General features: G+C 66.7%; 9 protein-coding genes. 3 read left to right on the top strand and 6 right to left on the bottom strand.

Annotation, left to right across the window (positions count from 1 at the left end):
• Positions 1 to 14: 14 nt before the first annotated feature.
• From ACH0BU_RS10105 to ACH0BU_RS10095, 3 genes are all read right to left on the bottom strand, one after another.
• Positions 15 to 1,250 (bottom strand): acyl-CoA dehydrogenase family protein, encoded by a 1,236-nt coding sequence (locus ACH0BU_RS10105; RefSeq protein WP_296217847.1) that lies wholly within the window; start codon positions 1,248 to 1,250, stop codon positions 15 to 17.
• A 43-nt stretch (positions 1,251 to 1,293) separates the two neighbouring features.
• The gene (locus ACH0BU_RS10100; protein ID WP_500264010.1) at positions 1,294 to 2,535 is read right to left on the bottom strand and encodes an LLM class flavin-dependent oxidoreductase; all 1,242 of its coding nucleotides are present in this window, start codon (positions 2,533 to 2,535) and stop codon (positions 1,294 to 1,296) included.
• 214 nt (positions 2,536 to 2,749) lie between these two features.
• Positions 2,750 to 5,302 carry a sensor domain-containing protein gene (locus ACH0BU_RS10095; RefSeq protein ID WP_296217844.1) on the bottom strand — a complete coding sequence of 851 codons (2,553 nt, stop codon included), beginning with the start codon at positions 5,300 to 5,302 and terminating at the stop codon, positions 2,750 to 2,752.
• Between the two features lie 296 nt (positions 5,303 to 5,598).
• Here ACH0BU_RS10095 and ACH0BU_RS10090 point away from each other — a divergent pair, with 296 nt between their 5' ends.
• Complete coding sequence (locus ACH0BU_RS10090; protein ID WP_296217841.1) at positions 5,599 to 6,579, top strand: aldo/keto reductase; 981 nt, start codon at positions 5,599 to 5,601, stop codon at positions 6,577 to 6,579.
• Between the two features lie 49 nt (positions 6,580 to 6,628).
• On the opposite strand, the gene ACH0BU_RS10085 is transcribed toward ACH0BU_RS10090, so the two are convergent.
• Positions 6,629 to 7,147 (bottom strand): hypothetical protein, encoded by a 519-nt coding sequence (locus ACH0BU_RS10085; RefSeq protein WP_296217839.1) that lies wholly within the window; start codon positions 7,145 to 7,147, stop codon positions 6,629 to 6,631.
• Between the two features lie 98 nt (positions 7,148 to 7,245).
• Positions 7,246 to 8,118, bottom strand: a complete 873-nt coding sequence (locus ACH0BU_RS10080; protein WP_314472376.1) for an acyl-CoA thioesterase — start codon at positions 8,116 to 8,118, stop codon at positions 7,246 to 7,248.
• 81 nt (positions 8,119 to 8,199) lie between these two features.
• On the opposite strand from ACH0BU_RS10080, the gene ACH0BU_RS10075 reads away from it, so the two are divergent.
• On the top strand, positions 8,200 to 9,636 hold the full coding sequence (locus ACH0BU_RS10075) for an aldehyde dehydrogenase family protein (protein WP_314472375.1): 1,437 nt from the start codon (positions 8,200 to 8,202) through the stop codon (positions 9,634 to 9,636).
• A 75-nt stretch (positions 9,637 to 9,711) separates the two neighbouring features.
• Entirely contained in the window at positions 9,712 to 10,119 is a 408-nt protein-coding gene (locus tag ACH0BU_RS10070) for a lipocalin-like domain-containing protein (protein ID WP_186314032.1), read from the top strand.
• Here the strand turns inward: ACH0BU_RS10070 and ACH0BU_RS10065 are convergent, their stop codons facing one another.
• Positions 10,120 to 10,920: a SirB1 family protein gene (locus tag ACH0BU_RS10065; protein WP_136450375.1), complete on the bottom strand. Its 801-nt coding sequence runs from the start codon at positions 10,918 to 10,920 to the stop codon at positions 10,120 to 10,122.
• Between the last annotated feature and the right edge of the window lie 23 nt (positions 10,921 to 10,943).

Genomic DNA, 10,943 nt, shown 5'->3' with positions numbered 1-10,943 from the left:
GCGGCAGGCTGCGATCAGAGCAGGTCGCCGCCGCAGGCCGAGGCGGTGGTGCCGGTACGCTCATACGCCTTGATGACGTTGCGGCCGACCGTCCAGCGGTGGACCTCGTCCGGGCCGTCGACCAGCCGCTGCGAACGGATGTGGGTGTACCAGGCGGCGAGCGGGGTATCGAGGCTGAAGCCAAGCGCGCCGTGCAGCTGGATCGCGGTGTCGACCACCTGATGGACCATGTTGGCGAGGAAGATCTTGGCGATCGAATTTTCCTGCCGGATGTCGTCACCGCGCTCCGCCTTGTAGGCGATGTGGAGCAGCATCAGCCGCGCCTTGTAGATTTCCGCCGCGCAATCGGCGAGCATCCACTGAACGCCCTGCCGCTCCTTCAAAAGCTTGCCGAACGTCTCGCGCTGGATGACGTGCGCGGTGGCGAGGTCGAGCGCGCGCTGCGCCATCGACACATTGTGCATGCCATGGCGCAGGCGGCCGTAGGCGAGGCGATGCTGGCCCATGTTGAAGCCATTGCCCTCGCCGCCGAGCAGATCCTCCGCCGGCACGACGAGATCCTTGATCTCGACCTCCGAATGGCCGCCGCCGAGGGTTTCGGTCAGCGGGCCGTGCACTGCCATGGTCTCGATATCGCGGACGATCTTATAGCCGGGGTTGGGCAGTTCGACGATGAAGGTCGAATAGCGCTGATGGCGCGGCGCGTCGGGATCGGTCATCGCCATGACGAGCGCGATGTCGGCGACGCTGGCGGCGGAGGAGAACCACTTCTCGCCGTTCAGCACGTAATTCTCGTTGCCGTCCTTCACCGCGCGGGTCTGCATGCCGGTGGCGTCGGCGCCCGCCGCTTTCTCGGTCATCGAATAGCAGATGCGCTTCTCGCCGTTGAGCAGCGGCTTGAGATACTTCTCCTTCTGATGCTCGGTGCCGTGCGCCAGCAGCGTCATCATCGTCGCGTCATCGGGGCCTTGCGTGTTCATCGACAGCGCGCCGAGATGGCTTTCGCCAAGCTCCATCTGGACGAGAGCGTTGGCGAGCGGCCCAAGCCCCATGCCGCCATATTCCTTGGGGATGAACGGACACCACAGGCCCTGCGCACGCGCCTTGGCGCGCAGTTCATTGAGGACCGTCTTGTAATCCTCGCCCGCGACCAGCCGCTTTTCAGCGGGCTTGCATTCGTCATGCACCCATTGGCGCACCCGCTCGCGGATCGCCTTGGCCTCGGCCGGGATTTCGAAATCGATCGACATGTGATCACTCTCCTGATGAGGTGCCCGGGCTTGTCGCCGGTGCTTATTCCTTCATCGCCGCAGCGGCCTTGTTGAGGTCGGGCGCGTTGGGCGATCGCATCGCCACCCCGCCCTGCTGCCCCGCCTTGAGCGCGGCGGCGGCGCCTTCGTGCGACATGATCTTGGACAGGACGGCCTGACCGGCGCGCTCGAAGGCGTCGCGGTGGTCGACGACATATTGGCGCGAGGTGCGATAGCCTTCGAGCAGGCCGTGAATCTCGGGGATGACGTAGCGTGCGACGAGATCCCAGCTTTTCGCGGTATTCTCGCGGTTCGCCCAGTCGTGGACGAAGCCGAGCACGGTGCCGAAGCCTCCGGCTGAGGCGTGAAGCTTGCGGATCGCGGCGACGAGATCGTCGGGCGTGCCGATCACCGCGGCAGCGCCGTCGACGAAGGCCGTCAGGTCCACCGCCTCGTCGGGCGAGGCGAAGGGCTTGGCGCCCGGGCGCATCAGCGTGCCGACGGTATATTCATTGTGCCATTTCATCAGGCCGGCGCCGGCCTGGGCGCGGGCCTCCTCGCGCGTTTCGGCGATGTGCCAGCTCATCAGCACGCGCCAGTCGTCGCGGCTGACCGTCTTGCCGGACTTGGCGGCGGCCTGTTCGGCAAAGCCCCATTGCGTCGGCAGCGCGGCGAGCCCCGCGTCGGAATTGGAGCCGATCGAGAGCGCGCCGATGCCGTACTTCCCCGCCAGCGTCATGCCCGACGGGCTGATCGAAGAAGCGACGACGAAGGGCATGTCCTCCTGCAGCGGGAACAGCTGAAGCCGCGCGTCCTTGAGCGTGAACCAGTCGCTTTCATGGGTGACGCGCTCGCCCGCGAACAGCCGGCGGATGACGCCGATCGCCTCGTCCTGCCGATCGCGCTGAGTCATCGGATCGATGCCGAGCATGTATGCGTCGGACGGGAGCGCGCCGGGGCCGGTGCCGAAGATCACGCGCCCGCGCGTCATGTGATCGAGCTGGACGATGCGCTGCGCGACGTTGAACGGGTGGTGATAGGGCAGCGAGACGACGCCCGTGCCGAGGCGAATGCGCTGGGTATGTTCGCCGACCGCGGCCAGGAACAGCTCGGGCGAGGCGATCACTTCCCAGCCGGTCGAGTGATGCTCGCCGACCCAGAATTCATCATAGCCGAGTTCATCGAGATGCTTGGCGAGGCGAATGTCCTCGCGCATCTGCAGCATCGGATGCTCGCCGATAGAATGATGAGGTGCGAGAAATGCGCCGAACTTCAACCGAGCCATGACCAGCCTTTCGAACCGAACGGCGACCCGACGGTCCGGCATGGGCACTAAAATCCCAGGCGAACGATCCTGCCACCCTCTCCCGGACGCGCCGCATCGGCCCGCCCGCCAATTAAGTCTTATCGCTTAATTGCGGACGTGATCCGTGTTGCGCGGCCCCGTGTCAAGAACGGGGGCGTCGTTTTCGGGGAATGGGTGAGGCCAGCTTTGCGCGTCAGGCGCGCGGCGCGCACCGGTCTCCAGCAGGTGCGCCAGCACGCAGCAGCGCCTCCGCCGCCTCCGCCGGCACCGCCTCGCTGTACAAATAGCCTTGCGCATAATTGCAGCCGCGCCGGGCGAGATATTCCGCCTGCTCGTCCTGCTCGACGCCCTCAGCAACGACCGCCATGTCGAGCCGCTTGGCGAGCGTGATGATCGCATCCACGATCGCGGCATCGTGCGACTCCGCGCGCAGGTTCGACACGAACGTCTTGTCGATCTTGATCACGTCGACCGGGAAGGTCTTGAGATGGGTCAGCGACGCATAGCCGGTACCGAAATCGTCGAGCGCGATGCGAAAGCCATGATCGTGGAAGGTGGCGAGCGTTGCCGCGAGCCGGTCGGTGTCGCGGCCCAGCAGCACGGTCTCGGTAATCTCAAGCTCGATCCGCTCGAACGGCACACCGCGCTGGCGGAAGGGGCGGGTGATGCGATCGACCAGCCCGTCGTGGCGGAACTCGGCGGGTGACAGATTGACGGCGACGGGCACAGGCGGCACCCCGCGGTCGATCCAGCGGCGCATGTCGTCCGCGATGCATCCCAGCATCCGGTCGCTCATCGCGATCGCCAGCCCCAGATCCTCGAATGCGGCGGCGATGGTGTCGGGCCCCTGCACGCCCAGCAGGTCGTCGCGCCAGCGCAGCAGCGCCTCCAGACCCACGATCCGACCGGTCGAGAGGCAGATCTTGGGCTGGTAATAAGGGACGACCAGCGCATCGCGCACCGCGACGCGCGCCACGTTCAGCATTGAGGTGCGGCGCTGTGCATCGGCGCGCATGGCCGGCTCGAACAAGGATATCTCACCACGGCGCTGCGCCTTGCCGACGTAGAGCGCGATATCGGCCGCTTTCAGCAATTCGTCGGCGGTGGTGCCGTGCGCGGGGAACAGCGCAGCGCCCGCGGTCGCCTGCGTGTCGCAGGTGTAGCCGTCGAACTCGAACGGCTGGCGCAGCCTCAGCAATGCGCGCGAGACATGCGCCTGGACGCGCTCGCCCGGCACGCCGCTCAGCAGCACGGCAAATTCATCGCCACCCAGCCGGCCGATCGCCGCGCGCGGCCCGAACGCCTGCTGCAGCCGCCGCGCGAAGGTCCGCAGCAGCATGTCGCCCGCGTCATGGCCGATCGTGTCGTTCATCTCCTTCAGATGATCGAGGTCGAGCAGGACCAGCGCCAATTGGCTGCCGGGCGGCGTTCCCGCCAGTGCCGCCTCAAGTTCTCCGGTGAAATGGCTGCGGTTGGGAATACCGGTCAGTGCGTCGTGCGTGGCGGTCCAGCGGATCCGTTCCTTGGCGGTACGCTCCTCGGTCACGTCGCGGATGGTGACGAGGATACGCTCCAGCCGCCCGGTCGACGCGCGGATGCGCCAGCCGCTGGTCTGCATCCACCGTTCCTCGAGGTCGCTGGGGCGGCGGATGCGCAAGGTCACGTCGAACTGCGCGCTGCTGTCCCCCGACCAGGCCGCCGTCGCCAGCGCCTGCAACAGATGACGGTCCTCGGGCACCACCACCGACATGGCGGTATCGAGCGAGGGCACGGTATGCGGCGACAGGCCCAGCATCTCCTTGAACTCGGCGGACCATTCGCGGCGCTGGTTCACCGCGTCATAATCCCAGATACCCAGCCCGGCCGCTTGCGCGGCGAGGCGGAACCGCTCCTCGCTGTCACGCAGGGCCTGTTCGGTGATCCGCTGTTCGTGAATGTCCTCCAGCGTACCGTACCAGCGCATCACCTCCCCGGCGGCATCGGTGCGCGGCGCGGCGCGGGCCCGGAACCAGCGCGGCGATCCCTGGCACAACAGGCGATAGGTCAGGTCGATCGGCTCGCCTGTGTCGACCGCCCGCCGCCACGCGCGCTGCGTGCGCTCGACATCATCGGGATGGATCGCGTCGAGCCAGGAATCGCGTGTTGCATCATAGGGATCGACGCCGGTGATCTCCGACCAGCGCGGGCTGATCTCGACCACCGCTCCGTGGGCATCGGCCGACCAGGCGATCTGCGGGGCGAGTTCCACCGTGTGGCGATAATGTTCCTCGCTCTCGCGCAGGCCCTGCTGCGCCTCGTAACGGGCGCCGATGTCGGATGCGACGGTGATGGTCGATTGCGGGCGACCCGCGGCATCCAGCACGAACGACACGTGGACGGCACACCAGGTCGCCGACCCGTCGGGGCGGATGTAGCGCTTCTCAATCTCGAACGGCTCTGCCCTGGCGAGCTGCTCCAAATACAGACGGCTCGACCTTTCCCGGTCGTCGGGGTGGGTGAACGCCTCGAACGGAAGCCCGGCCAGCTCGTCCCAAGAGCGGCCCACGATCGCGCAGAAGGCATCATTGACCAGCAGCACGCGCCGTTCGAGATCGCGATGGAGGATGCCGACGCGCGCCCGGCTGAGAACGATTTCCAGCCCGGCGCGGCTCGCCCCCGGCACGCTGCCCGGCCGGGCGCTCTCCGTAGCGGTCTCGGCAGGCGGATGCGCGCCCGGCCCGGTCAGCGGCGCTGAACCAGCACGCATCACCTGAGCCGACACATGTTGCACCCTCGAATGCTCCCCCCGATCGATTCGCCCAGCAACGGAATCGACGACCCTGATCTGCGACAAAGGAATCAAGCTACGGTAAAACCGCCAAATAACCTATGATGTGTTGAACAAACGGTCAGCAACCTTATCGATCATTCAACTGCTGCGTTTGTCCGTCCCTGCCGGAATAGCCGGTCGCGGCAAATGTTCATGTGCACGCGTTCTTTTCGCTATCGGACGTGCGGTGGCGGTCACGCAGCGATAAAGCACGGCGACAAAGGAGAGACGCGATGGAATATGTAAGGCTTGGCACGACGGGTCTTGAAATATCCCGGCTGTGCCTGGGATGCATGACCTATGGCGATCCGGCGCGCGGCAACCATGAATGGACGCTCGACGAGCATCGCAGCCGGCCTTTGCTGCGCCAGGCATTCGAGGCGGGGATTACCTTCTTTGACACCGCCAACGTCTATTCCGAGGGCAGTTCGGAGGAGATCGTTGGCCGCGCCGTGCGCGAGTTCAGCCGGCGCGAGGATGTGGTGATCGCTACCAAGGTCCACGGTCGGATGCGGCCAGGCCCAAACGGCGCCGGCCTCAGCCGCAAGGCGATCATGCATGAAATCGACGCCAGCCTGACGCGGCTCGGTACCGATTATGTCGACCTCTACCAGATTCACCGGTTCGACCATGACACGCCGATTGAGGAAACGCTGGAGGCGCTGCACGACGTGGTGAAGGCCGGAAAGGCGCGCTACATCGGTGCCTCGTCCATGTATGCGTGGCAGTTCGCGACGATGCTCCACGTCGCCGAGGCGAATGGCTGGACGCGTTTCGTCAGCATGCAGAATTACTTGAACCTGCTCTATCGCGAGGAAGAGCGCGAGATGCTGCCGCTGTGCGCGGCGGAAGGCATCGGCGTCATCCCGTGGAGCCCGCTGGCGCGCGGGCGGCTGACGCGCGACTGGGATGAAAGCACGCCGCGGTCGGAGACCGACAAGTTCGGACAGACATTGTACCGCCGCACCGCCGAGGCTGATCGCAAAGTGGTGGAGGCGGTGGCCAGGGTCGCCGCCGGGCGCGGCGTGCCGCGCGCGCAGATCGCGCTGGCCTGGGTGCTAGCGAAGCCCGAGGTGTCGGCGCCGATCGTCGGCGCGTCAAAGGCGGCACATCTGGAGGATGCGATCGCCGCGCTCGATATCGTGCTGAGCGATGCGGAAATCGCCGAGCTCGAGGCGGCCTATGTGCCGCATGCTGTGGTCGGTTTCGCCTGAGGGACCGTTGCGGGCAAGGGCGGTGAACGCACCCCCGCCCGCGACACGTTCAGACGGCGGCGGTGCGCGGCCGCGTCGCGCTGTGCCCGCCGGCGCGGGAAAGGATGTCGGCGACGGTTGCCGGATCGATCCGAGCCGCGTTGGTGTCGACCGAGACGAACACGCCGCCCTGGTGGATGCGGTCGCCATAATAAGCGGCGTCCTCGCGGCTGACGCCATGGTCGGTCATCACCTTTTCCAGGCCGCCCGCCGCACCGCCCAGCGCCGCGCCGGTGATCGCTGCACCGGGCACGGCCGATGCCGCGATCGCCCCGGCGCCGACCAGCGGGCCAACGCCCGGGATGGCGAGCGCCGCAATACCCAGCAGCGTGCCGATGCCGGCGCCAGCGGCCACCTTGCCGACGAATTCCTGCGTGCTGCCATCGGGGCCGGTCTCGTGGCCGTCCTCGTCATGCCGCGCGAGGAGCGAGATCGCGTCGTCGCTGACACCGCTGTGGCGCAGGTCGGACACGGCGCGCTCCGCCTCGTGGCGGCTGTCGAAGATCGCGGATACAATGGTCGTGCTCATCATCCCTCCATGTGCGTCAGCTGATGCAATGATGGGAAAGCCCGCCGGATCGCTGATCGTTCCGCGCGAATGAGGGTAAACAGGGACTTAACCAGATCTCACGGTCCATCCATGAAGCGAAGGATCGCCGACTGGCTGCCGCTGGCGATCATCGTTCCGTCCTGGGCGAACATGTGGATCGCGCCATGGCCGAAGCCGCGCGCCGCCGCGCTGATCCGCACGTCGCAAAGCACCCAGTCGGTCGGGACCAGCGTGGCCACGCGCATCGTGTTGTCGAGGCTGTTGCCACCGCCGCGGCGGCCGAAGGCGACGGCGAGGCCGGAGGGGACGAAATCGGCAAAGATGGCGAGCAGGCTGGCGTCGATCGGTGATCCGTCGCGCGGGCGCATCCACAGCACCATGCGCCCGTCGGGTGAGGGCGTGCCATCGCGCGGCACCGCGCCATAGCGGCCGGGCGCGACGCGCACGTCGAGCCGGCTCATCAACGCCGCGTCCTGCGCCGGCCACATCTGTTGCGGCGAACATTCGTCGGGCGGGGGCATATCGGGGGCCGCGGTCCATTGATGCGCGGGCATGTTCTCGCGATCGCCCAGCGCCGCATTGACGCTGATGATCGGCTTCCCCGCATCGGTGCCGGTGACGCGCACCTGGCTGATGTTGCGCCCGGCGGACAGCATCTCGACCCGCAGATCCAGCGTGTCGCCGATCCGCGCGTAGGAGATGAATTGCGCGCTGGACCAGATCACCCGCCGGCCGGTCGCACGCTCCGCCGCGACCGTTGCGGCGCCCAGCCCGACGCCGCCGAACATGAAGACGTTGCCGGGCGGCCCGACGCAGATCTGGTCGGTGATCGCGAGGCGGTAGCTGAGCGGATCGGGGGTATTTTCCACCTGAAGAAAGGAGGCTGGCGTGGCGCTGGCCGGGTGCGCGCTGGCGGCGTCCCCTTGATGACCTTCGGAATGCAACGTCACGATCCTCCCCCGCACAGATGATGGTGCGACACCCGTAACTTCTGTTATGGGAGGCGCAAACAGAATCAGGAGAGAGACGCGATGAACTTCGACAGTGACTATCGCATGCTGATCGGCGGCGAGCTGGTGACCGGCTCCGCAACGCTCGACGTGGTCAATCCCGCCAATGAGGAAGTGATCGCCAGCGTGCCCGACGCCACGCGCGAGGATCTCGACAAGGCGATCGACGCGGCGCGCAAGGCATACCCCGGCTGGGCCGCGACGCCGATCGCCGAGCGCAAGGCGAAGCTCGCGGCGCTGGGCCAGGCGATCATGGCCAATGCCGATCCGCTGATGCGCCTCCTCACCAAGGAGCAGGGCAAGCCGCACGCGGAATCGCAGGGCGAGGTGATGGGCGCAGGATACTGGCTGATGGCCGCCTCGCAACTCGACCTGCCCGTCACCGTCAACGAGGATTCGGACGAACGCTACAGCGAGACGCGCCATGTGCCGCTGGGCGTGGTGGGCGCGATCGCGCCGTGGAATTTCCCGATGATCCTGGCGATGTTCAAGGTCGGCCCGGCGCTGCTGGCGGGCAATACGATGGTGCTGAAGCCATCGCCCTTCACCCCGCTGTCGACGCTGAAATTCGGTGAGCTGGCGGCGCAGCTGCTGCCGCCGGGCGTGCTCAACATCGTGACCGGCGGCGACGATCTGGGGCCGTGGATGACGAGCCATCCCGGCTTCGACAAGATCAGCTTCACCGGATCGACCGCGACCGGCAAGCGGGTGATGCAGTCCGCCGCGCCGACGCTGAAGCGCGTGACGCTGGAACTGGGCGGCAATGACGCGGCGATCGTGATGCCGGATGTGGACGTGGAAAAGGTCGCCGAGGAGCTGTTCTGGGCCGCGTTCCGCAACAACGGCCAGATCTGCATCGCGACCAAGCGGATGTACGTCCACAAGGACATCTACGATCAGCTGCGCGACGCACTGGTCGCTTATGCCAGGACGGTGAAGGTCGGCGATGGGTCCGAACAGGGGACGCAGATCGGGCCGATCAACAACAAGCAGCAATATGCCCGCGTGTTGGAGCTGATCCAGGACGCCAAGGACAAGGGCTACACTTTCCTGGTCGGCGGCGAGAAGGCCGATGTGCCGGGTTATTTCGTGCCGGTGACGATCCTCGACAATCCGCCGGAGGACGCGCGGATCGTGCAGGAGGAGCAGTTCGGCCCGGTGCTGCCGCTGCTGAAGTTCGACGATGTGGACGATGTCGTCGCGCGCGCTAATGCGACCGATTATGGCCTCGGCGGCTCCGTCTGGGGCAATGACGAGGACAAGGCGTTCGAGATCGCACAGCGAATCGCCAGCGGCACGGTGTGGGTCAACGAGACGCAGCATCTGTCGCCGATGGCGGCGTTCGGCGGCATGAAGCAGTCGGGCGTTGGCGTCGAAGGCGGCGTCGAGGGCCTGCTGGAATATACCAACACGCAGACGATCGTGCGCAAGAAGCGCAAGGAAGCCGTCGCGGCCTGACGCTGTCGCTATCGCGCGGGCGGCGGCCGATCACTGGCGGCTGCCCGCGCCTGCTCTCGAATGCACAAGGACCTCATGATCGATCTTCTCGGCACCTGGACGTTGCTGTCCTGCGTCAGCCAGCGCGGCAGCGAGGAGCGCCGGACGTTCGGCGATCCGCCGGCTGGCCAATTGCAATACACCGCCGACGGCCGCATGTCGGCATTCCTGATGGACCCCGCCTGGGCAGCGGCGGGCGACCCGAAGGCCGACAGCTTCACCCAGTTCTTCTCCTATGCCGGCACCTGGCGGCGCGATGGCGACCGGGTCACGCACGACATATTGTTCGCCTCTCAGCCGACGCGGGTTGGTACCAGCTTCGTGCGGCTGATCGTGCCGCTGGGCGAGGACCGGATCGAGCTGGTGACCGAGCCGGAAGTCTCGAAATCCGGCCAGACCTATGTCACCCGGCTGACCTGGCAGCGGGTGGGGGCGGCAGGCTGATCAGGCGGCGGCGAGCGCGTTCAGCGTGTCGGTGACTCGCTGGCGCAATTCGGCGTCGCGGGTGATTTCCAGGATCGTGCCAAGGCTCGCGCGCGCCTTGGCGATGTCGCCGTCGACCAGCTCCAGCCGCGCGCGCTGCCACCAGGCATGGGCATATTCGGGCGCGACCAACGTCATCCGTTCATAGAGGGTCAGCGCGCGGCGGCCCTGGCCGGCCTGTTCGGCGCGGCTCGCCTGATTTTGCAGCAGGCGGATCAGGATCGCGCGATTGGGCATGGCGCTGACATGAGTCACCGGGCCATTGTCGCTGGCGAAGGCGGTGGCCAATGCCGCCAGCCGCTCGGCATCGACGCGCGCCCCGCCGATGAACGGATCGATGATGACCGGCGCCACATCGGCCCCGACCAGCACCAGTACGTGGCCCGGAAAATCGAGGATCTCCGCACGCCAGCCCAGTCGGCGCGCTGCCGCGACATAGAGGATAGACAGGCTGATCGGCAGGCCGCGGCGGCGATCGATCACCCGGATCAGATCGGCATTGGCCGGATCGTCATAGGTCTGGTCGTCTCCGATGAAGCCAAACTCGTCGCCCAGCACCGTTTGCAACGCCGCGGCCTGTTCGGCGGCGTCCTCGCGATCCTCGCCGATCCGCTCCAGCCCCGCGGTGATGGCGTCGAGGACGCGGTCATAGGCGTCGAGATCAACCTCCGGCTGGTCCAGTCGGGCGAGCGCGAGCGCGGCTTCGTCCAGCACGATGTCCTCATCATCGATCAGGCCCAGGCGGTTCACGTCGTCGTCCATGATGGCAACATGGGGATGCAAGG

The organism is Sphingomonas olei, assembly GCF_045369765.1.
Classification (GTDB): Bacteria; Pseudomonadota; Alphaproteobacteria; order Sphingomonadales; family Sphingomonadaceae; genus Sphingomonas; species Sphingomonas panaciterrae.
The sequence above is the reverse complement of the archived record's forward strand: the minus strand, read 5'-3'. Positions and strand labels throughout refer to the sequence as shown.